This is a genomic window from Martelella mediterranea (assembly GCF_021021415.1).
Classification (GTDB): domain Bacteria; phylum Pseudomonadota; class Alphaproteobacteria; order Rhizobiales; family Rhizobiaceae; genus Martelella; species Martelella mediterranea_C.
This window is the reverse complement of record NZ_JAINWJ010000005.1, coordinates 66,660-90,722: the sequence shown is the minus strand read 5'-3', so window position 1 is coordinate 90,722 and position 24,063 is coordinate 66,660. Positions and strand designations below refer to the sequence as shown.

Here is a 24,063-nt window from a genome sequence, read left to right as displayed (position 1 = left end):
CAGGAGGCGAGTAGGGCGACCGCAGGACGCCGACACCGTCTCTCACACCGGCCGCACCAGAATGTGCTTCTTCTTGCCCACCGACAGCTTGGCAACGCCTTCCTGCGACAGCGCATCGGCGCCGACCGAGAGACGTTCGTCGGAGACGGCCTTGTCGTTCAGCTTTACCGCGCCGCCCTTGATATGGCGGCGGGCCTCGCCGTTGGAGCCGGCGAGACCGGCCTGGACCAGGAGCGTCAGAATGCCGATGCCGCCGTCGAGTTCGGCCTTCGCCACCTCGATCGTCGGCAGGTTTTCGGCAAGTGCGCCTTCCTCGAAGGTCTTGCGCGCGGTCTCGGCGGCTTCCTCGGCGGCGGCGCGGCCATGCAGCATCGCGGTCACTTCGGTGGCGAGGATCTTCTTGACCTCGTTGATCTCCGATCCGCCAAGGGCGGCAAGCCGCGCGATCTCGTCCATCGGCAGTGTGGTGTAGAGCTTCAGGAAGCGGCCGACATCGGCGTCCTCGGTGTTGCGCCAGTACTGCCAGAAATCATAAGCCGACAGCATGTCCGGGTTGAGCCAGATCGCGCCATTGGCCGACTTGCCCATCTTGGCACCCGATGCCGTGGTCAAAAGCGGCGAGGTCAGCGCGTAGAGCTGCGGGCAATCCATGCGGTGGCCAAGATCGATGCCGTTGACGATATTGCCCCACTGGTCCGAGCCGCCCATCTGCAACCGGCAGTCATAGCGCTTGCAAAGCTCGACGAAATCATAGGCCTGGAGGATCATGTAGTTGAATTCCAGGAAAGACAGCGACTGCTCGCGGTCGATGCGCATCTTGACGCTCTCGAAGGACAGCATCCGGTTGACCGAGAAATGGCGGCCGACATCGCGGAGGAATTCGAGATAGTTCAACCCGCGCAGCCATTCGCCATTGTTGATCATCAGCGCGGACGTCTCGCCGGCGTCGTAATCCATGTAATTGGCGAAGACGCGCTGGATCGAATTGATATTGTCCTCGATCATGTCGAGGGTCATCAGCTTGCGGGCCTCGTCCTTGAACGAGGGGTCGCCGACCATGCCGGTGCCGCCGCCCATCAGCGAGATCGGCCGGTGGCCGGTCTTCTGCAACCAGTGCAGCATCATGATCTGGATCAGCGAGCCGGCATGCAGCGACGGCGCTGTCGGATCAAAGCCGATATAGGCCGTCACCCGCTCCTTCGAAAGAAGGTCATCAAGCCCGGTCTCATCGGAAATCTGATGAATGAAACCGCGCTCGGAAAGCGTGTGCAGGAATTCGGATTTGAACGTCGACATGGCTATCTGCTTGTATTTTCGCTATAAGTAGTAACTACCTGATCCGCTTCGGCGCCGGTTCCGGCACCAGTTCGCCGTCGAGGCGACGGTCGAGGTAGTCCTCGCATTCGGCGAGCAACTCGTCATTTTTGCCGGAGAAGAAGTGGTTGGCGCCGGCCACCGTCTTCTGGGTGATCAGGATGCCCTTCTGGGTCTTCAGCTTTTCCACCAGCCCGTTGACGTCGCGCTGCGGGGCCACCTTGTCGGCATCGCCGTGGATGATCAGGCCGGAGGAGGGGCAGGGGGCCAGGAACGAGAAATCGTAGATATTCGGCTGCGGGGCGATCGACATGAAGCCCTCGATCTCCGGCCGGCGCATCAGAAGCTGCATGCCGATCCAGGAGCCGAAGGAATAGCCGGCGACCCAGCAGGTCTTCGAATCGGGGTGCAGGCCCTGCACCCAGTCGAGTGCAGCCGCCGCATCCGACAATTCGCCCGAGCCGTGATCGAACTCGCCCTGGCTGCGGCCGATGCCGCGGAAATTGAACCTGAGCGTCGTGAAGCCGCGCTTCTGGAACATGTAGAAAAGTTCGTAGACGATCGGATTGTTCATCGTGCCGCCGAAGCGGGGATGGGGATGCAGCACGATCGCGATCGGTGCATTCTTTTCCTTGGACGGCTGGTAACGGCCTTCAAGGCGACCGGCCGGACCGTTGAAAATCACTTCGGGCATTTGCTCTCCGGAAATTTCGGCTCAAACACTCCAACCGGCTTGCAGCGACCCGTTTGACTTGACTAATAGGGTCATCTTTTCTAAAACCAGTTTAGAATTGTTCGAAAGAAAGAGGTCTTCTGTTCTGCGGTCCAAATAGGGCAAGCGGGCAGTGAATTTCAAGGAAAATGCGTTGCCGGGCTGTTTTGCCCGTGTAAACAGGGCCGCCAAAAGAAAGAACATGAGCACGAACCGGATCTATCTCGACTGGAATGCCACCGCCGCGCTTCTGCCCGAAGCGCGCGAAGCGGTGCTGGACGGTCTCGATCTTTCCGGCAATGCCTCTTCGGTACACCGCGAGGGGCGGGCGGTGCGCACCCGCGTCGAGGCGGCCCGGCGTCAGGTGGCGGCGCTTGCGGGGGCGGACCCCGCGCATGTCACGTTCCTCGCCGGCGCCACGGAAGCGGCAAATCTGGTGCTGACGCCCGATTTCCGCATGGGCCGCAGGGCTGTGACGCTCGGCGGGCTTTATGTCTCGGCGATCGAGCATCCGGCTGTGTTTGAAGGCGGTCGTTTTCCCGCCGACAGGCGTCATGAAATTCCGGTCCTGCCGACAGGCGTCGTCGATCTCGATGCGCTTGACGCCATGCTCGCCGCCCATGACAAGGCCCGCGGCCTGCCGATGGTGGCGCTGATGCTGGTCAATAACGAGACCGGCATTATCCAGCCCGCCGCGGATGCGGCCGAGATCGTGCACCGGCATGGCGGGCTTTTGGTGGTCGACGCGGTGCAGGCCGCGGGCCGTATCCCGGTGTCCATCGAGGCGCTGGACGCCGACTTCCTGATCCTGTCGTCGCACAAGCTTGGCGGGCCGAAGGGCGTGGGCGCGCTGATCTCGCGCGGCGAGACGCTGATGCCGGCCCCGCTGGTGCGTGGCGGCGGTCAGGAAAAGGGCCATCATTCCGGCACGGAAAACGTGCCCGGCATTCTCGGTTTCGCCGCAGCCGCCGCCTTCGCCGCGGATGATATCGAGGCTCGGAATACGCGAATCGCGGCGCTGCGCGACCGGCTGGAGGATGGCATGCGCGCCGCGTGCCCCGATGTCGAGATTTACGGGGCCGACTTGCCGAGGGTTGCCAATACTTCGTTCTTTACCCTGCCGGGGCTGAAGGCGGAAACCGGCCAGATCGCCTTCGATCTCGAGGGTATAGCACTGTCCGCCGGCTCTGCCTGTTCCTCCGGCAAGGTCGGCGAAAGCCAGGTGCTGAAGGCGATGGGGCGCGACCCGCGCCTTGGCGGCTTGCGTGTCTCGCTCGGCTGGGCGACCACGGATCAGGATATCGATGCGGCGATCGCGGCTTTCGGCAAAATCGCCGCGCGACGCAGGGCGGCCGGACAGGCGGCCTGAAAAATTGACGAATCGCAGGCCGCGCGGGGTGTAATTGCCGCGCAGTCTGATTAAATAGAGCGGTGAACCCGCTTGGGAATACCAACCGCCGGACCTTGAACCCGGTTATGAGTGGAGTGACAATATGGTTGCCGTAAAAGAGACCGTCGATCAGGTCGCCGAGATCGACGTCGATCAGTACAAATACGGTTTTGAGACGATGATCGAAGTGGACAAGGCGCCCAAGGGCCTGTCCGAGGACATCATCCGTTTCATCTCGCACAAGAAGAATGAGCCCGACTGGATGCTGGAATGGCGTCTGGAGGCCTATCGCCGCTGGCTCACCATGGAAGAGCCGAGCTGGGCGCGCGTCAGCTACCCGAAGATCGATTTCAACGACATCTACTACTACGCCGCGCCGAAATCCTTCACCGGTCCGAAGACCCTGGACGAGGTCGACCCGGAACTGCTCAGGACCTATGAGAAGCTCGGCATTCCGCTGCAGGAGCAGGAAATCCTCGCGGGCGTCGAGGACAAGCAGTATCAGCCGAAGAGCCGCGTTGCCGTCGACGCCGTGTTCGATTCGGTTTCCGTCGTCACCACCTTCAAGAAGGAACTCGCCAAGGCCGGCGTGATCTTCATGTCGATCTCGGAGGCGATCCGCGAATATCCGGAACTGGTTCAGAAATATCTGTTCTCGGTCGTGCCGCGCGGCGACAATTACTATGCCGCGCTGAACGCCGCCGTGTTCACCGATGGCTCCTTCGTCTATGTGCCCAAGGGCGTTCGCTGCCCGATGGAGCTGTCGACCTATTTCCGCATCAACGAAAAGAACACCGGCCAGTTCGAGCGCACGCTGATCATCGCCGAGGAAGGCTCCTACGTCTCCTACCTCGAAGGCTGCACCGCGCCGCAGCGCGACGAGAACCAGCTTCATGCCGCCGTCGTCGAGCTGATTGCGCTTGATGATGCCGAGATCAAGTATTCCACCGTCCAGAACTGGTTTCCGGGCGACAAGGAAGGCAAGGGCGGCATCTACAACTTCGTCACCAAGCGCGGCGATTGCCGGGGCGACAATTCGAAGATCTCGTGGACCCAGGTCGAAACCGGATCGGCGATCACCTGGAAATACCCGTCCTGCCTGCTGCGCGGCGACAATTCGCGCGGCGAGTTCTATTCGATCGCGGTCTCCAACGGTCATCAGCAGATCGATTCGGGCACCAAGATGATCCATCTCGGCAAGAACACGTCGAGCCGCATCATCTCGAAGGGCATCTCGGCGGGCGTTTCCAACAACACCTATCGCGGCCAGGTCTCGGCCCACCGCAAGGCGGTAAACGCGCGCAACTTCACGCAATGCGACAGTCTGCTGATCGGCGACAAATGCGGCGCCCACACCGTGCCCTATATCGAGGCCGGCAATGCGTCCGCCCGTTTCGAGCATGAGGCCACCACCTCGAAGATTTCCGAGGATCAGCTGTTCTACTGCATGCAGCGCGGCATTCCCGAGGAAGAGGCGATCGCCCTGATCGTCAACGGCTTCGTCCGCGAAGTCATCCAGGAACTGCCGATGGAATTCGCGGTCGAGGCGCAGAAGCTGATCGGGATTTCGCTGGAAGGCTCGGTCGGCTGACCACTCTCTCAGGCGTCATCCTCGGGTCAAGCCCGAGGATGACTCAGAATTAGATGGAGCAGCGGCAATGATGCCGCGCCCTTGGAAAGATTGACAGCGACCGCCTCCGGTCTTGCCGGAATGCACGACAGAGCAGTCGCCTTGTGAAGGAAACGAAAAATGCTTGAGATCAAGAACCTGCACGCACGCATTGCCGAGGATGGCACGGAGATCATTCGCGGACTGAACCTGACCATCCAGGATGGCGAAGTGGCTGCCATCATGGGGCCGAACGGGTCCGGCAAGTCGACGCTCTCCTATATTCTCGCGGGCCGTGAGGATTACGAGGTCACCGAGGGCGAGGTGCTCTATAATGGCGAGAACATTCTGGAGCTCGATGCCGCCGAACGCGCTGCCAAGGGGCTGTTCCTGGCATTTCAGTATCCTGTCGAAATTCCGGGCGTCGCCACCATGCAGTTTCTGAAGGTCGCGATCAACGAGCAGCGCAAGGCGCGCGGCGAGGAAGAGCTTTCGACGCCGGACTTCATCCGCAAGGTGCGCGAGGCCTCCGCCGAGCTGAAGATCGATTACGACATGCTGAAGCGGCCGCTGAATGTCGGCTTTTCCGGTGGCGAGAAGAAGCGCGCCGAAATCCTGCAGATGGCGCTGTTGGAGCCGAAGCTCTGCGTCATGGACGAGACCGACTCGGGCCTTGATATCGACGCGCTGAAGATCGTCGCCGATGGCGTCAATGCGCTGCGCGCGCCCGATCGTTCGGTGATGGTCATCACCCACTACCAGCGCCTCTTGGACTACATCGTGCCGGACACGGTCCACGTGCTCTACAAGGGCCAGATCATCCGCACCGGCGGCAAGGAACTGGCGCACGAACTCGAAGCCAATGGCTATGCCGATATCATCGGCGAAGCGGCCTGAGGCGGGAGCGTTGTGATGAATGTGCAAAGCAAGATAACATTGACGGCTGCCGAGGAAGCGCTGGTCGCCGCCTTCGGGCGGCTCTCCGGCTCGCTGCCCGGCAATGCCGATGTAACGACGGAACGCGACCGGTTGGCGGGCGAACTGCGCAAGACCGGCCTGCCGACCCGACGGATCGAGGCCTGGCATTACACCGACCTGCGCAATCTGCTGCGCACGGTGCCTGAGGATGCCGGCGAGGCGGTGAACCCGTTGCCGGCCCTGCTGCAAGGCAGCGCCGTTCTGCCGCTGGTGCAGGGCCGCGCGGGTGACGGACCGGCTATCGATGGCGTCGCGCGAAGCAAGGTCTCCGACGCGCTTTCGGGCGGCGACAAGACGGTGCGGTTTGCGCTGTCGCATGCCGATGACGCGATCGGCCGGATCAATGGCGCGCTGGTCAGCGACGGCTACGTGCTTGATATCGCGGCCTCGCTCGAAGCGCCGCTGGAGCTGCAGGCCGTGCATGGCGGCGGGCAGGTGCATACCCGCAATCGCCTGAATTTCGCCGAGGGCGTGACCGGCACGGTGATCGAACGTCATGTCGCGCCGGCAGGCGCTGCGGCGCTCGTCAGCAACCTTTCGGCGCTGACGCTCGGCAAGGACGCCGAGATTACCTATGTGGTGATGCAGAGCCAGGGCGCAAACGACACCCATCTCGGAAAGCTGAAGATCGAACTCGGCGAAAACGCGAAGCTGAAGCTGCTGATCGTCAATGCCGGCGGCAAGCTGGTGCGCCACGAGATCGATTGCGCGGTTGTCGGCGAGGGCGCGGACCTGATGCTTCGCGGCGTCAACCTGCTCGGCGGCGAGACCCATACCGACATCACCTTCGACCTCGGCCATAACGTGCCCAACACGACCTCGACCGAGATCATCCGCAATGTGGTGTTCGACAAGGCAAAGGGCGTGTTCCAGGGGCTGATCCGGGTTGCGCCCGATGCCCAGAAGACCGATGCCAAGATGTCGTGCAACACGCTGCTGATGAGCGATTTCGGATCGTTCAACGCCAAGCCGGAGCTGGAAATCTTCGCCGACGACGTGCAGTGCGGCCATGGCGCGACGGTGACGGATATCGACCCGAACCATCTCTATTACCTGATGGCGCGCGGCATTCCGCGCAAGGTGGCCGAAGGTCTCCTGATTCACGCCTTCGTCGCCGAAGTTGTGGAGGAGCTCGAGAACGAAGCGCTGTCCGAGGCCGTAGAGGCGATCATCGCGGACTGGCTCGATCGCCATGAGTGACCGGCTCCGCGATCCGGACGGGACATTGACGGGGTTCATCGGTTATGGACACTAAGGTCTCCACCTATGACGTCGAAAAGATCCGGCAGGATTTTCCGATCCTCTCGCGCGAGGTCTACGGAAAGCCGCTGGTCTATCTCGACAATGGCGCGTCGGCGCAGAAGCCGCAGGTCGTGATCGACGCGGTTTCGAACGCCTACAGCCATGAATACGCCAATGTGCATCGCGGGCTGCATTTCCTCTCCAATGCCGCGACCGATGCCTATGAGGCCGCGCGCGAGAAGGTGCGCGCCTTCCTGAATGCCGGCTCGGTGAACGAGATCGTGTTCACCCGCAACACCACCGAGGCGATCAACACGGTCGCCTATGGCTGGGCGATGGAGCACCTGAAGGAGGGCGACGAGATCGTGCTCTCGATCATGGAGCACCATTCCAACATCGTGCCCTGGCATTTCCTGCGCGAGCGCATGGGCGTCAAGCTGGTCTGGGTCCCGGTGGATGATGACGGCGAGTTTCATATCGAGGACTTCGAAAAATGCCTGAGCGAGCGCACCAAGCTCGTCGCCATCACCCAGATGTCGAATGCGCTCGGCACCATCGTCGATGTGAAAGAGGTTTGCCGGATCGCTCATGAGCGCGATATCCCGGTGCTGGTCGATGGCTCGCAGGGCGCGGTTCACCTGCCGGTCGATGTCCGCGATATCGATTGCGACTGGTATGTGATGACCGGCCACAAGCTTTACGGCCCGTCCGGTATCGGCGTGCTTTACGGCAAGTATGATCGGCTCGCCGAGATGCGGCCGTTCCAGGGCGGCGGCGAGATGATTGCCGATGTGTTCGAGGACCGCGTGACCTATGCCGAACCGCCGCATCGCTTCGAGGCCGGCACGCCGCCGATCGTTCAGGCTATTGGACTGGGCGCCGCCCTTGACTATATGCAAGGGGTAGGCCGCGCGGCGATAGCTACCCATGAGGCGGATCTGACGGCTTACGCCCGCGAGCAGCTTGGCCACGTCAATGCGCTGCGGGTCATCGGCAATGCCGCGCAAAAGGGCAGCATCTTCTCCTTCGCGATCGAAGGCGTGCATGCCCATGATATTTCGACGATCATCGACCGGCGCGGCGTCGCCGTTCGCGCCGGCACCCACTGCGCCCAGCCGCTTCTGGCGCGTTTCGGGGTCACGTCGACCTGCAGGGCCTCGTTCGGCCTGTACAATACCCGCGCGGAGGTGGACGCGCTGGTGGAAGCGCTGGAATACGCGCGCACATTCTTTGCCTGATAGGGGCCTGACAGGGGTCGCAAAGGCCCGATAAGAGGATTGCCATGAGTGTCGAGGAAAAGACTGAAGACCAGACGGAAGCCGGGCCGGGCTCTTCCATCCCGCCGGAAGAGCTCGCGCGGCTGAGCGACGACATCATCTCCGCGCTGAAGACGGTCTATGATCCGGAAATCCCGGCCGATATCTTCGAGCTGGGCCTGATCTACAAGATCGATGTCGACGACGACCGGGTGGTCAAGATCGATATGACGCTGACCGCGCCCGGCTGCCCGGTCGCCGGCGAAATGCCCGGCTGGGTCGAAAATGCCGTCAGCACGGTCGAAGGTGTCTCCGGCGTCGAGGTCGAGATGACCTTCGATCCACCGTGGACGCCCGACCGGATGTCGGAAGAGGCCAAGGTGGCCGTCGGCTGGTATTGAGGCAGCAAGAGGGCAGGCGGCCAATGCCTGCTTAATTGCGTTGCTCCTGGCGGCAGCCCAACCCACGGGCGTCATCCTCGGGCTTGACCCGAGGATCCAACCACAGGGCCGGCAATGATGTGTGGGTTTGTTCGAGCGTGACTGGCAAGGCAGAATGCGACCCGGCACTCCGCTCGTATTGAGACGGGATTAGATCCTCGGGTCAAGCCCGAGGATGACGCAGAATGGAAGGAAAGGCTTCGGCAGGCAGCTCGATTAGACACGCAGAGCGCCTATTGACGCCGCCTTCGCGCGCTGATGCAATGCACCTCTAACGCCGGGCCTTGAACCCGGATGTTGATGGAGAATGGAAATGGGCTTTCAGGTCATCACCCTCACAGATGCGGCAGCGACCCGCATCAACGAAATCACCGGCAATGCCGGGCCGGATGCGCTCGGTATCCGCATATCGATCAAGAAGGGCGGTTGCGCCGGCTTCGAATATGCCGTGGACCTCGTCACGAGCGACAGCACGAAGGCCGGCGACGACACCGTCGAACATGCCGGCGCGAAGGTCTGGGTCGATCCCGCCGCTTCGCTCTATCTGCTGGGCACCGAGATGGATTTCGAGGTCACCAAATTGCGCACCGGCTTCGTGTTCCGCAATCCCAACGAAACCTCGGCCTGCGGCTGCGGCGAATCGGTGGAACTCAAGGCCGCCGACCTTGCCGAACTGGCACGGGCGCGCGAGGCCGCGCCGCACTGATCGGTGGGTCAGGCCTCAGCCACTGAGGCCATCATATTGTATCACGCAGATTTTCTCGCAGACGCCGTCCCCGTTGGAAACACGGTAGCTGCAGGAAATATAGAGCGTTCCGTCGTCTCCTTCCGTGACGGAAGGGTCGCCGATCCGGCTGCCGTCTTCCGCCGTCTCCAGGCAGACGGGTTCGAGCCAGGCGAGCGGCCGGTTGCCGCCGCTCGCTGTCGTGCCGAAGAACCCGACGCAAAGATGCAGGTTCCGGCAATCCTCGTCGGGCGTGTAGACCACGACGAACGGGCCGAGCGACGGGTCGAATCTCGAATGCTTCAGCGACAGGGCCGAGATGCCGGAATCTCGACTTTTGATGCTGGCATTGAGGATCGGCACGGCCGGTGACCACGTGATCCCGTAATCGCAGGAATCGCTCACGGCAATGCGGTCGAGATACAAATCCGGCGCCTTGGTGCGCAGAAAGGCCGTGAGTTTGCCGGACGGGCGCTGGACGATGCTCGGCTCGACGGTGCCGCGGCCGAGGATCGGCGTTTCGGCATAGTGCCAGTTCGCTCCGTCATCGTCCGAGTAAAGCACGACCGAGAGGTTGACGACGTCGGAATGGACCGGAAGCAGCAGACGGTCGGCGCCGTTTTCCAGTCTGATCTTTTGCGGCTGGGACCGCGTCTGCCAGCCCCGTTCATAGCGATCCGGGCTGAACATGTTGAACACCGTGAGCCGCATGACGACCATGTTGTAGGTGTCGTAGACCATGTACAGGAACACGATGAGCGTGTTTCTCCTCATATGCGCGTGCAGCGCATCGAAGAACCGCAGGATGTCGGAAAACCTGCGTAACCTGTCCAGTATGGGGCGGAGCGCCGGCCTGTTCTCCAGCAATTGCTGCTTGACGTCCTTGAGATAGGTGTTGTCGAATTCCCTTATCCTGGCGAACAGTGCATCGATCATCGCGTCGATTGCGGCGGCATCCACGTCCGGCGCTGCCAGATTGTGTCCCTTCTCGGCGCTGAACGACGGCGCTTTCTCGAAGCTCTTTTTCGGCTCGAACGCGCCGTTCAGAAGCGGCCAGGCGTTGGGATAGAGCGCTGCGGCGGCATTGAGGAAATCATCGCCGCTCACCGATGTCGTCAGAGGATCGCCATCGACCGGCGTGGTCCATCCCACCGAATGAATGCTGTCGAAGGCATCGGACATGTTTCCGGCGCGCATCCGAAGCTGGGCACTTGCCTGCGTTCCGTCACTGGTCACCTGCCAGAACAGGCGCATCTTCCCGGCATCGCAATGAAACACCGGGTTGGCGGCCGGATATTTGGAAACAGCGCCGCCTTCGCCATTGTCCGCGATTTTCGCCAGCGGTCGCCAGGCATAGTCCACGGGGTCCGCCGATGAAGCATAGATGGCGGAGGATTGGCCGTCACGCGCATGCTTGTGGGACCAGGATACAAGTAATTTTTCACCGAGAAACGATATGCTGCTGCCGTGATTTCCGGACGCCCAGAAATCACGATTATCATTGTCAATAAATACTAATTTCGTATTTTCCCTCATGATCATTTACCTGTAGTATATTTCCCCTATATATTCGTATATATTAAATATTAAACCCGGTAAAGTTGATTTTATTTTGGTTTATACATGTATTTTTACATGATTTATTTAGAGAAAATGCAAAAGGTCTGGTTGCTGCGCTCGGCTCGGCAGGAGGTTCGCTTCAAGGGGCATCGTTCCGAAGCGGTGCGTTGACAATGCCATGTGCTTTCCACTCCCACCGGTCAAGGGTAGTTTGGGCTCGAAAGGGAAGGGAGATGGCGGATCGGTCGACCAACAGCCAATTCTGTCTTGGATTGCAAACTCGCATTGAGGCCGTCTACCGTGAGTCTGGTTATAGACTTGGCTGGCGGCTGCTGTGCAGTCCGCCATCGGTTTTGGACGGTGCCTCCGTTGCGTTTATCGGTCTAAATCCTGGTGGTGCGATCCGCCGCAATGATCACGGCGAACTCGCTATGTCTCGTGGCAGTGCTTATGTGGATGAAGTGTGGGATCGAGCGAGCGCTGCGGGTGAAAATCCACTTCAAAAGCAGATTAGGGCTCTGTTTTTCGGGCTTTCATTGGTGCCCGAAGATGTTCTTGCTGGAAATCTTGTGCCCTTTCGGTCGCCGAGTTGGGCGAGCCTTGAAAATAAAGATTCAGCTCTCCTGTTCGGCGAGCAATTGTGGCGTGAGATTCTGGATCGCTCGGGACCGGAGCTTGTGATCGGCATGGGGCGGGAGTTGGCTGACCCCTTGAGACGTATCTTGGGTAGCCCGGAGCTGTCAAAAGTCGATGTGAATTGGGGGCGGGTGAAGGCGTTGAAAGGGCGTTTCCCAGGTGGCCAACTCGTGGTCTTGCCACACCTCTCTCGATTTTCGATCGTTGGGCGACACCAGAGCGCGGCGGCGATGAGGGCGCTTTTCGGTGACCGCTGGAATGTCGCCTGAGCAACGCCGCTCGGCGCGTGAAACCTTGCGCCATCGGCTATAACATGGTGAATTGAACGCGCCGCGTTTCCGGCGCAATCCATCACCTGCGAGGCTTATCCGTGACATCAGACAAGAATGCACTCTGGCGCGAATGGCCGATTGTGCTGATCTGGTGCGCGTTTGCCCTGTTTACCTTCGCGGGCAATTCATTGAAGCCTGACTATCTTGGGACGATGGCCTCGTTCGCTGTGCTTGCCGTGATCTTCGCGGTCATGCTGATGGCGGTGTTTCGGGTGGTGCATCACGCCGAATGTCTGGCGGCGATCTTTGGGGAGCCGCTTGGCACGCTGATCCTGACGCTTTCGGTGATCGGCATCGAGGTGGCACTGATCACCGCGGTGATGCTGACCGGGGACAACGTGCCGACGCTCGCGCGTGACACCATGTTTTCGGTGCTGATGATCGTGCTGAACGGCCTTGTGGGGCTCAGCCTCCTGATCGGCGGGCTGCGGCACGGGTTGCAGGTGTTCAACCTCTCCGGCGCCAATGCCTATCTGATCGTGCTTCTGCCGGTGGCGATTACCAGCCTGATCCTGCCGAGCTTCACCTCGTCGGCGCCGGGCGGCGGGCTGTCGACGCTTCAGACCGTGTTTCAGATCGTGATTTCGCTGGTGCTTTACGGCATCTTCCTGCTGTTTCAGACGGTGCAGAACCCCGTCAGCTTCCAGCAGCCGCGCCATGGCGATGAGGAGCCGGATGCGCATCACCATCATCTCCGCCCGAAAAGCGCGGGCTTTCATGCCGCGGGCCTGCTGCTGGCCTTGCTGCCGCTGGTGCTGATGTCGAAGAAGCTCGCGGTCTATGTCGATTTCGGCATTGCCCAGGTCGGCGCTCCGGTGGCGCTTGGCGGCTTCATCGTGGCGATCATGATCCTGACGCCGGAGGCGCTGGCGGCGCTGGAAGCCGCCCGCAAGAACCAGCTTCAGCGCGCCGTCAATATCTGTCTCGGCTCGGCGCTGGCGACGATCGGGCTGACGGTGCCGGCGGTGCTGATCGCCGCGCATTTCGTCGGCCTGCCGATCGAGCTTGGCCTGACGCCGGCCGGCGTCGTGGTGTTGACGCTGTCGCTCGCCATCAGCATCGTCACATTCGTCGGCACCCGCACCAATTCGCTTCAGGGCGTTGTGCATCTGGCGGTATTCTTCGCTTACGTTATCTTGATCTTCGACGGCGATTTCTAGACCCTGCGGGGGAAGGCAGAAGAGGGCATGCGAAACGACATCATCTTCGGCGCGGTCCTGCCCTATGTGGCGTTTCTGATCGCTCGGCATTTCGGCCTGTCCACCGTTCACGCGCTGGCGATCGGCTCGATCTTTCCGATCGCGGTGATCCTGATCACCTATGTCAGAAACCGCAGGCTCGCCCCGGTCAGCGTGATCACGCTTGCGGCGACGCTCGCCTCGCTCGTCGGCAGCCTCTATTTCAACAGCGCCTATCTGGCGCTTCTGAAGAATTCGCTGATCACCGGCTTCATCGGCCTGGTATTCGCCGGCTCGCTCCTGATGCCGCGGCCGCTGGTGTTCTATTTCGCGACCGAAAAGGGCGGGGAGGAGCGCGAGGACGGCAACCGGCTCTGGGCGGTCTCGCCGCCCTACCGGGCGCTGATGCGCCGGATGACGATCGCCTGGGCGGTCGTGCTGGTCTGCGAGGCGACGGCGCGCGCGTTGCTCATCCCGCTGCTGCCGGTCGATATATTCCTGGTGGTCTCGGAGGCGATGTGGATCGTGGTCTTCGCGCTGATGATCTCGTGGAGCCTGCGCTATGGCCACCGCAAGGGTGCGGAGATTGCCTCGGCCGCCGGAGAGGGCGGTGAGGGAGCGTAGCGACCGCTTCGCTGCCCTCTCATGCGTCATGCTCGTGCGTGACACGAGCATGCATGCCGTGCGGGGAATGTCGCTTGGACCCTCGGGTCAAGCCCGAGGGTGACACCGGAGAGTGCCGAGGGAGCCGCAAGGGCTTCCAATAATGCTCAGGCGCGCTCTTCCAGCAGCGCCTCGCCCTTCTTCTCGCGCACAAGATTGATGAAGCGGCGGAAGAGGTAGTGGCTGTCCTGCGGGCCGGGGGAGGCTTCCGGGTGGTGCTGGACGGAGAATACCGGCTTGCCGGCAAGCGCGATGCCGCAATTGGAGCCGTCGAACAGCGACACATGGGTTTCTGCAACGCCCTCCGGCAGCGAGGCCGAATCGACCGCGAAGCCGTGGTTCATCGAAACGATCTCGACCTTGCCGGTGGTGTAGTCCTTCACCGGATGGTTGGCGCCGTGATGGCCCTGATGCATCTTCACCGTCTTGCCGCCGAGCGCGATGGCGAGAATCTGGTGGCCGAGGCAGATGCCGAAGATCGGCAGGCCGCTGTCGATCAGCGCGCGAATCACCGGCACGGCGTATTCACCGGTCGCGGCCGGGTCGCCCGGGCCGTTCGACAGGAAAACGCCATCGGGCGAAAGCGCCAAAATCTGTTCCGCCGAGGTCTTGGCCGGCACGACCGTGACCTTGCAATCAAGGCCGGCGAACAGCCGCAGGATGTTGCGCTTCACGCCGTAGTCGACGCAGACGATGTGATAGCGGGCCTCGTCTTCGGCGAGCGTGTCATAGCCTTCGTTCCAGACCCACGGCTTCTCGTCCCATTTCGACGACTGGCCGGACGTGGCTTCGATGGCGAGGTCGAGACCTTCAAGCCCGCCCCACGCCTTTGCCTTGGCCTTCAGCGCGTCGAGATCGAACTTGCCGGACGGCTCGTGGGCGATCACGGCATTGGGTGCGCCATGCTCGCGGATCCAGGCGGTCAGCGCGCGGGTGTCGATGCCGGAAAGGCCGATAATGCCGCGCTTCTTCAGCCAGGCATCAAGGTCTTCGCTCGAGCGGTAGTTGGAGGGCGCGGTGATATCGGCCCTGAAGATCGCGCCCACGGCGCCGCGGCGGGCGGCGGGCACAAGATCCTCGATATCCTCGCCATTGGCGCCGATATTGCCGATATGCGGGAAGGTGAAGGTGACGATCTGGCCGAGATAGGAGGGGTCGGTCAGGATTTCCTGATAGCCGGTCAGCGCGGTGTTGAAGCATACCTCCGCCTCGACGCTGCCTGTGGCGCCGACGCCCTTGCCGTAGATTACCGTACCGTCGGCCAGAACCAGCGCGGCCGTCGGCGTTTCCTGTGTCCATGGGGCAGTCATGATCATTCCTTGCTAGTCGCCGGCCCGGGGCCGATTGAACGGGCCCCGTCCCGATCCTATATATGAGCCCGAACCAAAGGGTTCGCGGGCAAGCTGCGTTCGGGTAGGCCACTTTTTGATGCGGTTGCGGGAAAATAGAGAAACCGCGCTTGCGGGTCAATTGCTCTTAAGGCAGACTTGTGGCATCTGCTCAAAATAAATGACGCGCCCGAAGATTTGATTTGATCGCAGCCCCGGTATTCGGTAAACGCCGCCGCCATTCGGCATGTGTCGATGCGGTACCTTGAAGATGGCGTTGCCAGGAGTGAATGAATGTTGCGCGATAAACTCGCACTTGCACAAAAAGACGCTTCGAAAGAGGAAGATCCGGTACGCTTCTGCACATTGAGACTGGTTCACGCGGCCATCAAGGATCGCGACCTGGCTCATCGCGCCAACGGCAAGGACCCCGTCAGCGATGACGATATCGCCGGGATTCTGTTCCAGATGCTGAAGCAGCGCAAGGAATCCTCCCGCCTCTACGAAGAGAAGGGCCGGCCCGACCTTGCCGCGCAGGAGCGTCAGGAAATGGCGGTGATTCGCGAATTCCTGCCCGCCCAGTTGCCAGAGGACAAGATCCGCGAAGTCTGCGCCTCCGTGGTCGAGGAGACCGGCGCGCAGGGCCTGCGCGACATGGGCAGGTGCATCGAAACGCTGAAGGACCGCTATTCCGGCCAGATGGACTTCTCCAAGGCCTCCGGCGTGGTCAAGGACATGCTGAAATAGCATTCTGTTGCCGGACCGCTGTGGATATCAGCAGTGGATATGTGGGATAACCCGCCCCGCGCCCGCTAAACCGTTGCGGGGCCTGTAGGCTGTCAGGCCTGCCGGCACACCCGAGGACCTCATGCGTTTTCCGCCATCCTTTCTCGATGAAATCCGCGACCGCGTGCCGATCTCGGCGCTGATCGGCCAGCGGGTCACGTGGGATCGCAAGAAGACCAATGTCGGGCGCGGCGATTACTGGGCCTGCTGCCCGTTCCACGGCGAAAAATCCCCGAGCTTTCACTGCGAGGACCGCAAGGGTCGCTACCACTGTTTCGGCTGCGGTGTCTCCGGCGATCATTTCCGCTTCCTCACCGATCTCGACGGCATGAGCTTTCCCGAAGCCGTGCAGCGCGTTGCCGATATGGCGGGCGTTGCGATGCCGGAGCGCGACCCGCAGGCCGAACGGCGCGAGGAAAAACGCCGCACGCTCATCGATGTCATGGAGCTTGCCGCAGGCTTCTTTCAGGATCAGCTTCAGACCGGGGCAGGGGCAAAGGCGCGGGCTTACCTGCGCGAACGCGGCCTTTCGGCGCGCACGATCGACACGTTCCGCCTCGGTTACGCCCCGGAAAGCCGCAACGCGCTGAAGGAATTTCTGGCCTCCAAGGGCGTCGAGAAGCAGGAGATCGAGGCCTGCGGGCTGGTGGTCCACGGGCCGGATATCGCGGTTTCCTATGACCGGTTCCGCGACCGGATCATGTTCCCGATCCTGTCATCGCGCGAGCAGGTGATCGCCTTTGGCGGCCGGGCGATGCGGCCCGACGCGCCGGCGAAATATCTCAATTCCAACGAGACCGAGCTGTTTCACAAGGGCAATGTCCTGTTCAACTTCGCCCGCGCCCGCCGCGCGCTTTCCGGCGCGGAGGGGGCGAAGACGATCATCGCGGTCGAAGGCTATATGGATGTGATCGCGCTCCATCAGGCCGGCATCGAAAACGCCGTCGCGCCTCTCGGCACGGCCTTGACCGAAAACCAGTTGCAACTGATCTGGCGCATGACCAGCGAGCCGGTGCTGTGTTTCGACGGCGATGGCGCCGGCATCCGCGCCGCTGAACGCGCCGCCGGCCTGGCGCTGCCGATGCTCAAACCCGGCCATTCGCTGAAATTCGCGCTGCTTCCCGGCGGCAAGGACCCCGACGATCTGGTGCGCGAGGGCGGACGGCAGGCGTTTGACGCCGTGATCGCCCAGGCCCGTCCGCTGGCCGATACCGTGTTCGAGCGCGAGGCAGGCAGCCCGGAGGCCGGCGAGACGCCTGAGCGGCGGGCGGCGATCGAGGCCCGGGTCAACGCGCTGGTGGCGACGATTGCGGACGAAAGCGTGCGCCGGCACTACCAGCAGGATTTCCGCAACCGGCTTTACCAGCGGTTTCGGGGTCCATCGCGCGGCGGCGGGAGTTTCGCCGGCGGCAGGGGCAGTTTTTCCGGGTCCGCCAAGGGGGGCGGGCGGTTCAACGCGCCGCGCGGCAACGGCCTTCTCTCGGCGTCCGAACGCCTGTCGCGCTCGCCGCTTGCGAGCCTGCGCCCGGTTACAGCCAATCTCACCTTTCGCGAATGCCAGCTCGTGTTCTGCCTGATCTCGCATCCCGAACTGGTGCGCGAGGATTTCGACAGTGTGTCGACGCTTTCCTTCGAGGCAGCGGAGATGCGCGCGTTCTGGCCGGTCTTTCTTGCCGAAGCCTCGCGCCCCGACATGGGCCGGGAAAAGCTGCGACAGCGGCTGGAGGAGGCGGGCTTTGCCGGCCTTGTCGATCAGATCGCCGCCCATGTTGGGCGCAATGTCCACTGGATCGCTGGGCCAGATGCCGCGCTTGAGGATGTCCGCGAGGTCTACCATCAGGCGCTGGCGCTGCATAACCGCGCCCGTTCGCTGGCCCGTCACAAGAGCGAGCTGGAACGCGAGATCGCGGAGGCGACGGAGGAGGGCAATGCGGATCTGCTGGCCGAACTGATGCCGGCGCTGGTTTCGGTTCAAAACGAAATCGCCCGCATCGACAATCAGGAGGCCGAAATCGACGGTTTCGGCCTGATGTCGGGACGCGGCGGAAAGTCCGGAGCGGGCGGATAAGGGACCTTCAAACGGCAATTCCGGGATGCGTCCGAACCGATTCCTTTCGCCCGCCACTTGTATTTGTGGCGAAGCATTCTAAATTAAGCGGTCTAGGGCCGACAGAGAAGCTGCATCGGTTCCTGTCATCGTCAGAAGCGTCTCATCGGCGGATTTTCGATATGAAATCGCGCAAATACGGAAATGATGCTTGACGGATGGCGAAAATCTGGGAATCACCAGTTCGGATGGCAGTGAGCAGCACATTTTCATGATCTGGACAGCATTCACCGGGGGTAATGAAAACCGCCGCGTTGAAGACTGTCCTGTTCATGTGTGGTTTTTTAAATCCGGCAGGCCTCGCAAAAGAGGTCCTTAATCATTTGCCGGTATGCCGCTTGGCAACAGCGACAAAGCGTCAGGGAAACAATATTTATGGCTACGAAAGTCAAGGAAAACGAAGAAGCCGAAACCGAACGCGAAGGCGGTACCGACGGCCCTCTCCTGGACCTTTCCGATGACGCCGTCAAGAAGATGATCAAAGCCGCCAAGAAGCGCGGCTATGTCACCATGGATGAGCTGAATTCCGTGCTCCCGTCCTCGGAAGTGACTTCCGAGCAGATCGAGGACGTGATGTCCATGCTCTCCGAAATGGGCATCAATGTCGTCGAGGACGAGGACGAAGTCGACAACGACAACAATGCCGATGACAGCGCCGACGACAGTGACGGCGACAATGAAAGCGACAGCACCGAGGTTGCGACCACGACCGGTTCGGCGGTAGCGCAGACCAAGAAGAAAGAGCCTACCGACCGCACCGACGATCCGGTGCGCATGTATCTGCGCGAGATGGGCTCGGTCGAGCTGCTGTCGCGCGAGGGCGAAATCGCGATCGCCAAGCGCATCGAATCCGGCCGCGAGACGATGATCGCAGGGCTTTGCGAAAGCCCGCTGACCTTTCAGGCGCTGATCATCTGGCGCGACGAACTGAACGAAGGCACGACGCTTCTGCGCGAGATCATCGATCTTGAGACCACCTATTCCGGTCCCGAGGCCAAGGCTGCCCCGCAGTTCCAGAGCCCGGAAAAGATCGAGGCCGACCGCAAGAAGGCCGAGGAAAAGGAACAGGCCCGCAAGAAGCGCTCCGACGACGTCACCGATGTCGGCGGCGAAGGAATCCAGCCGGAGGAAGACGACGAGGAGGATGATGAATCCAACCTGTCGCTTGCCGCCATGGAGGCCGAACTCCGTCCGCAGGTGATGGACACGCTCGACCTGATCGCCGAGACCTATGTGAAACTCCGCAAGCTGCAGGACCAGCAGGTGGAAGCGCGTCTTGCCGCCACCGGCACGCTGACCAACGCCCAGGAGCGCCGCTACAAGGAGCTCAAGGAAGGGCTGATCACGGCTGTGAAGTCGCTGTCGCTCAACCAGAACCGCATCGACCTTCTGGTCGAGCAGCTCTACGACATCAACAAGCGGCTCGTGGAAAACGAGGGCAAGCTTTTGCGCATGGCGACCCACCGCGGCGTCAAGCGCGACGACTTCCTCGAGCATTACCATGGCGCCGAGCTTGATCCGAACTGGATGAAGTCGATCGGCAATCTTTCCGGCAAGGGCTGGAAGGAATTCGCCAGCCAGGATGGCGCCGACATCAAGGTGCTGCGCACCGAGATCCAGAGCCTTGCGACCGAAACCGGCATTTCGATTGCCGAGTTCCGCCGCATCGTGCACATGGTCAAGAAGGGTGAGCGCGAGGCGCGCATCGCCAAGAAGGAGATGGTGGAAGCCAATCTGCGTCTGGTGATCTCGATCGCGAAGAAATACACCAATCGCGGCCTGCAGTTCCTCGACCTCATTCAGGAAGGCAATATCGGCCTGATGAAGGCGGTCGACAAGTTCGAGTATCGCCGCGGTTACAAGTTCTCGACCTATGCGACATGGTGGATCCGGCAGGCGATCACCCGTTCGATCGCCGATCAGGCCCGCACGATCCGCATTCCGGTGCACATGATCGAGACGATCAACAAGATCGTCCGCACCTCGCGCCAGATGCTGCATGAGATCGGCCGCGAGCCGACGCCCGAGGAGCTTTCCGAAAAGCTCAACATGCCGCTGGAAAAGGTCCGCAAGGTGCTGAAGATCGCCAAGGAGCCGATCTCGCTCGAAACCCCCGTGGGCGACGAAGAAGATTCCCATCTCGGCGACTTCATCGAGGACAAGAACGCGCTGCTGCCGATCGATGCGGCGATCCAGGCGAACCTGCGCGAGACCACCACCCGTGTTCTCGCCTCGCTCACCCCGCGCGAGGAACGCGTGCTGCGCATGCGCTTCGGCATCGGCATGAACACCGACCATACGCTGGAAGAGGTCGGCCAGCAGTTCTCGGTCACCCGCGAACGTATCCGCCAGATCGAGGCCAAGGCGCTGCGCAAGCTGAAGCATCCGAGCCGCAGCCGGAAGCTCCGGAGCTTCCTGGATAGCTGAGATGGCGCTCGTTCGGACCTTTAAAGAGAAAGAACCTAGACGCTTGTCACTTCACGATGAAGTGGAGGCGTCTATTTCCTCATTTGAGGTAGATGGTCGCGCTCTGTTGCAGATCGACACCTATGGTCGTCCCGACCGAGAAATTCCCGGCAAGACGAGCCAGACAATTCAGTTCGATAAAGAAGGCGCCGAGCAGTTGTATAAACTGCTTCAACGCACGTTTAATCTTTAATTTGGTTCCACCAATGACCGATGGCTGCCAGACCACCAACAAACCGGCGCCCTGCCGCGCGCCGGTTCAAGGCGTTGTGGCGCAGGGAACAGAAACCTATTCCGTGACCTGCAGATTGACGGCCTTGGGGCCCTTGCCGCGGCGGTCCGGCTCGGTGTCGTAGCTGACCTTCTGATTTTCGGTCAGGCCCGTCAGCCCGGATGACTGCACGGCGGAGATATGGACGAAGATGTCCGCGCCGCCATTGTCCGGCTTGATGAAACCGTACCCCTTGTCGGTATTGAAAAACTTTACGATGCCAGTTTCGGCCATGCTTCAAGGTCCTTTTCTCGCCCATCCGCTTGCTGATGGAGGGGCAGATATTTCGATGCTCGTTTTGCCCTAAGGGGCAGCGCAGGCGTTTCTCGAATTTGGAGGAAAGGTGCCTTTTATTACCGCGGGTTCCGATTTGCCTGGACAACGAAAGCAGGCCAAATCAAGGTCCGCCCGAAAAATTAGCGTTTCCGGCGCGCATCAGATTATATGGTCTTCCCGTGCTCGCAAAATGCCCGAACATGAACAGAATGCGGTGTTTGCGGGTTTTTGGCAAGCGAAACTTTGGAATCGGACCTGCAGGCTGCGTTCTCGGCCGGGTATTTGTGTATTATCCGGCTCTAATCAGATGATTAGACGGAACTAGTTTGGGTTATACTGTGTCAAAGCGTTCGCCCTGTGCTACCCTTGGATGAGGGGAGTTCTACAAAGCCTGTGGCCTAACCGGGCCGGGCCTAGCTTTTGCCGACGAAGCTGGTGTAGGAGCGAATAACCGGCCAAGCATGACGAGCGCGCGGGCGGTGCGCAAATACTTGACTGGCAAATATCGGGGGTCCGCCATGCGTCGTGACATGTTCATACGCTTTCTTGCGTCTGTTGTCTTGGTTTGCTCTTTCCCGTCTGACGGCGCGCGCGCGTTCGAGTATCGCCAGATCGAGGGTTGGGCGGTCAGCTGCAACAATGCCTATACCTGCAACATTTCCCTGACCTCGGCCGCCGGCGCGAGCGGCGGCGCCACGCTTGCCGCGATCCAGTGGCAGCGCTCGGTCGCGCCATCGGCCCCGCTCACCCTCAGCATTCCTTATCCGCCCGGATTCCTGCCGCGGGGCGATGCCTCCGGCGCGATCACCATCGCGGTCGACGGCGTCACGGGATTTTCCGCCGATATAGCGAACCTCGTGCGGGAGGATGCGCTTGGCATGTTCGGCGTCAACGAGCCCGAGGTTCTGGTGGCGCTGTTCCGCAAGATGGCCGACGGCGCCAGGGCGACGATCCGCTATGAGGGCGGGATCGGATCGTTTTCCTCCGGGATCGTGCTGACCGGGCTTTCCGATGCCGCCCGTTTCATCGATGATTGGCAGGGCCGCGGCGGCCGCACCGATGCCCTAATCGATGTCGGGGAGAAGACGCCGCCAGAAAGCGTCGATGTCTGGACGATCGACAGCTATGATGAGCTCCCGCCCTCGATCCTGCGTAATCTGAGCGATCCCGAAAGCGCGTGCTATACCGATCAGTCCCATATCGATCAGGCGGATGCCTTCGCCTTCAGCACCGGCAAGAGCACCATCATGCTTCTGCCCTGCGGGCCTTCCGGCGCCTATAACCAGCCCTACCAGCTCTATGTCGGCAAGGATGACGAGTTCCATCGCGCGGAATTTCCCAATGTCAGCGATGCCGGGATCACCGTTCTCGATACCGTCTACAACGTCAATTTCGATCTGAAGGAAAAGCTGTTGTCCTCGGTCTATCTCGGCCGCGGGCTCGGCGATTGCGGGCTGGCGCATTACTGGACGATCAACGAGGCGGCCGCCGGCAACCCGCTGGCGCTCACGCTGGAGCGCTCCAAGACGGCGTGTGACGGCGTCGATATCGGCCCGGAAAACTGGCCGGAGATCTGGCGCCCGCAGATGACGGCGGACGAGAGGGAGGAGCGCTGACGCTCACTCCGCCCGGTAGACCCGCAACAGCGCGCCGTCGGGCTCGTCCGTCAGCAGCAGAACCGCGCCGTCGGGCGCGACCTTGACGTCACGCAGCCGGCCGAATTCGCCGGCAAACAGCCGGTTTTCGGTCGCGGGCATGCCGCTCTCGTCAAGGCCGATATGGGCCAGCAACTGGTCCTTCAGCGCGGTGACCAGGAAATCGCCGTCCCATTCCGGAAACATCGCGCCCCGGTAGACCGCGATCGCGCCTGGCGCGATCGACGGGTCCCAGTAGTAGAGCGGCTGTTCAAGCCCCGGCGCCTTCGTGCCCTGTCCGATCTTCGCGCCCGAATAATGCACGCCGTAGGAGATTTCCGGCCAGCCATAGTTCTGGCCGGCGCGCGGTATGTTGATCTCATCGCCGCCGCGCGCGCCGTGTTCAACGGTGTAGAGCGTGCCTGTCTCCGGATCGATGGTGATGCCCTGCGGGTTGCGGTGGCCGATCGACCAGATTTCCGGCTCCCAGCCATCAGGCGTGGGGTTGTTTTGCGGGATCCCGCCATCGGGCGTGATGTGGAGGATCGAGCCGGCGTGATCGCCCGGGTCCTGCGCCCGCTCGCTTTCGCCGCGATCGCCGATGCCGAAGAACAGATTGCCGGCGCTGTCGATCGCAATGCGCGAGCCGAAATGACGGTTGGTGCCGGAAAACCGGTTCATCGCGAAAATCTGGCTGACGTTTTCAAGGCGCGCCTGCTGACGGTCGAGCGTTGCGCGGAAGACCGCCGTTCCCTGGCCGCCGTCGCCGGAAACGGAGGCGGTCAGATAGATGCGGCCGTTTTCGCCGAAGGCGGGATCGAGCGCGACATCGAGCAGGCCGCCCTGGCCGGCGGAATAGACCTCGGGAACACCGCTCACCTCCTGCGTCGCGCCGTCCTTTGAAACGATGTTGAGGCGGCCGGGCCGCTCGGTGACCAGATAGGCGCCATCGGGCAGAACCTCGACGGCCCAGGGGTGGACAAGCCCATCGGCGATACGCTCGACCTCGAGCGGCGGGGTCGCCTCCTGCGCTACCGAAGGAAGCGGCGAAAATGCAAGGGCCGCGATCATGCCGGCCAGGACGGGGGTGGCTTTCATCAAAGTCTCCTCTCGTTTTACCGGTGACCTATGGCGCTTTACCCGCCGCTCAAGTGGCGCGGC

The 24,063-nt window shown here is 61.6% G+C and carries 21 protein-coding genes; 15 read left to right on the top strand and 6 right to left on the bottom strand.

Going from position 1 to position 24,063, the window contains the following annotated elements; genetic code table 11:
- Window positions 1–42 precede the first annotated feature (42 nt).
- Window positions 43–1,296 (bottom strand): tyrosine--tRNA ligase, encoded by a 1,254-nt coding sequence (tyrS, locus tag K7H91_RS03620; RefSeq protein WP_230718854.1) that lies wholly within the window; start codon window positions 1,294–1,296, stop codon window positions 43–45.
- Window positions 1,297–1,330: 34 nt separating this feature from the next.
- Complete coding sequence (locus K7H91_RS03615; RefSeq protein ID WP_230718853.1) at window positions 1,331–2,008, bottom strand: alpha/beta hydrolase; 678 nt, start codon at window positions 2,006–2,008, stop codon at window positions 1,331–1,333.
- Between the two features lie 220 nt (window positions 2,009–2,228).
- On the opposite strand from K7H91_RS03615, the gene K7H91_RS03610 reads away from it, so the two are divergent.
- The 7 genes from K7H91_RS03610 to sufA all read left to right on the top strand — a co-directional run bounded on the left by K7H91_RS03610 (window position 2,229) and on the right by sufA (window position 9,647).
- Window positions 2,229–3,395, top strand: coding sequence for a cysteine desulfurase family protein (locus K7H91_RS03610; RefSeq protein ID WP_230718852.1), 1,167 nt, complete (start codon window positions 2,229–2,231; stop codon window positions 3,393–3,395).
- A gap of 124 nt (window positions 3,396–3,519) precedes the next feature.
- Complete coding sequence (gene sufB, locus K7H91_RS03605) at window positions 3,520–5,007, top strand: Fe-S cluster assembly protein SufB (protein WP_230718851.1); 1,488 nt, start codon at window positions 3,520–3,522, stop codon at window positions 5,005–5,007.
- A gap of 159 nt (window positions 5,008–5,166) precedes the next feature.
- Window positions 5,167–5,922: a Fe-S cluster assembly ATPase SufC gene (gene sufC / locus K7H91_RS03600; protein WP_018066385.1), complete on the top strand. Its 756-nt coding sequence runs from the start codon at window positions 5,167–5,169 to the stop codon at window positions 5,920–5,922.
- Window positions 5,923–5,937: 15 nt separating this feature from the next.
- The gene (gene sufD, locus K7H91_RS03595) at window positions 5,938–7,203 is read left to right on the top strand and encodes a Fe-S cluster assembly protein SufD (protein ID WP_230718850.1); all 1,266 of its coding nucleotides are present in this window, start codon (window positions 5,938–5,940) and stop codon (window positions 7,201–7,203) included.
- A gap of 44 nt (window positions 7,204–7,247) precedes the next feature.
- Complete coding sequence (locus tag K7H91_RS03590) at window positions 7,248–8,483, top strand: cysteine desulfurase (protein ID WP_230718849.1); 1,236 nt, start codon at window positions 7,248–7,250, stop codon at window positions 8,481–8,483.
- Window positions 8,484–8,527: 44 nt separating this feature from the next.
- Complete coding sequence (locus tag K7H91_RS03585) at window positions 8,528–8,902, top strand: SUF system Fe-S cluster assembly protein (RefSeq protein ID WP_230718848.1); 375 nt, start codon at window positions 8,528–8,530, stop codon at window positions 8,900–8,902.
- 352 nt (window positions 8,903–9,254) lie between these two features.
- Window positions 9,255–9,647 (top strand): Fe-S cluster assembly scaffold SufA, encoded by a 393-nt coding sequence (sufA, locus tag K7H91_RS03580; RefSeq protein ID WP_230718847.1) that lies wholly within the window; start codon window positions 9,255–9,257, stop codon window positions 9,645–9,647.
- Window positions 9,648–9,662: 15 nt separating this feature from the next.
- Here the strand turns inward: sufA and K7H91_RS25670 are convergent, their stop codons facing one another.
- The gene (locus K7H91_RS25670; RefSeq protein ID WP_230718846.1) at window positions 9,663–11,027 is read right to left on the bottom strand and encodes an exo-alpha-sialidase; all 1,365 of its coding nucleotides are present in this window, start codon (window positions 11,025–11,027) and stop codon (window positions 9,663–9,665) included.
- Between the two features lie 431 nt (window positions 11,028–11,458).
- Here K7H91_RS25670 and K7H91_RS03570 point away from each other — a divergent pair, with 431 nt between their 5' ends.
- From K7H91_RS03570 to K7H91_RS03560, 3 genes are all read left to right on the top strand, one after another.
- A complete protein-coding gene (locus K7H91_RS03570; protein WP_230718845.1) occupies window positions 11,459–12,130 on the top strand; it encodes a hypothetical protein in 672 nt (223 codons plus the stop codon).
- Window positions 12,131–12,231: 101 nt separating this feature from the next.
- Window positions 12,232–13,353 (top strand): calcium:proton antiporter, encoded by a 1,122-nt coding sequence (locus K7H91_RS03565; RefSeq protein WP_230718844.1) that lies wholly within the window; start codon window positions 12,232–12,234, stop codon window positions 13,351–13,353.
- A 27-nt stretch (window positions 13,354–13,380) separates the two neighbouring features.
- Entirely contained in the window at window positions 13,381–13,995 is a 615-nt protein-coding gene (locus tag K7H91_RS03560) for a VC0807 family protein (protein WP_230718843.1), read from the top strand.
- Between the two features lie 146 nt (window positions 13,996–14,141).
- Here K7H91_RS03560 and carA read toward each other — a convergent pair whose 3' ends face one another.
- Complete coding sequence (gene carA / locus K7H91_RS03555; RefSeq protein ID WP_230718842.1) at window positions 14,142–15,350, bottom strand: glutamine-hydrolyzing carbamoyl-phosphate synthase small subunit; 1,209 nt, start codon at window positions 15,348–15,350, stop codon at window positions 14,142–14,144.
- Between the two features lie 306 nt (window positions 15,351–15,656).
- Between carA and K7H91_RS03550 the strand changes: the two genes are divergently transcribed.
- The 4 genes from K7H91_RS03550 (at window position 15,657) to K7H91_RS03535 (ending at window position 20,914) form a co-directional block, all read left to right on the top strand.
- Window positions 15,657–16,109: a GatB/YqeY domain-containing protein gene (locus K7H91_RS03550; protein WP_033410820.1), complete on the top strand. Its 453-nt coding sequence runs from the start codon at window positions 15,657–15,659 to the stop codon at window positions 16,107–16,109.
- A 121-nt stretch (window positions 16,110–16,230) separates the two neighbouring features.
- Window positions 16,231–18,216, top strand: a complete 1,986-nt coding sequence (gene dnaG / locus K7H91_RS03545; RefSeq protein ID WP_230718841.1) for a DNA primase — start codon at window positions 16,231–16,233, stop codon at window positions 18,214–18,216.
- Window positions 18,217–18,630: 414 nt separating this feature from the next.
- Window positions 18,631–20,682 (top strand): RNA polymerase sigma factor RpoD, encoded by a 2,052-nt coding sequence (gene rpoD / locus K7H91_RS03540; protein ID WP_230718840.1) that lies wholly within the window; start codon window positions 18,631–18,633, stop codon window positions 20,680–20,682.
- A gap of 1 nt (window position 20,683) precedes the next feature.
- Window positions 20,684–20,914: a methionyl-tRNA formyltransferase gene (locus K7H91_RS03535; protein WP_230718839.1), complete on the top strand. Its 231-nt coding sequence runs from the start codon at window positions 20,684–20,686 to the stop codon at window positions 20,912–20,914.
- A gap of 96 nt (window positions 20,915–21,010) precedes the next feature.
- On the opposite strand, the gene K7H91_RS03530 is transcribed toward K7H91_RS03535, so the two are convergent.
- Window positions 21,011–21,226, bottom strand: a complete 216-nt coding sequence (locus K7H91_RS03530) for a cold-shock protein (RefSeq protein ID WP_018066559.1) — start codon at window positions 21,224–21,226, stop codon at window positions 21,011–21,013.
- A gap of 560 nt (window positions 21,227–21,786) precedes the next feature.
- Here K7H91_RS03530 and K7H91_RS03525 point away from each other — a divergent pair.
- Window positions 21,787–22,884 carry a DUF1176 domain-containing protein gene (locus K7H91_RS03525; protein ID WP_230718838.1) on the top strand — a complete coding sequence of 366 codons (1,098 nt, stop codon included), beginning with the start codon at window positions 21,787–21,789 and terminating at the stop codon, window positions 22,882–22,884.
- Window positions 22,885–22,887: 3 nt separating this feature from the next.
- Here K7H91_RS03525 and K7H91_RS03520 read toward each other — a convergent pair whose 3' ends face one another.
- Window positions 22,888–24,000: a PQQ-dependent sugar dehydrogenase gene (locus tag K7H91_RS03520; protein ID WP_419197441.1), complete on the bottom strand. Its 1,113-nt coding sequence runs from the start codon at window positions 23,998–24,000 to the stop codon at window positions 22,888–22,890.
- Window positions 24,001–24,063: the final 63 nt, after the last annotated feature.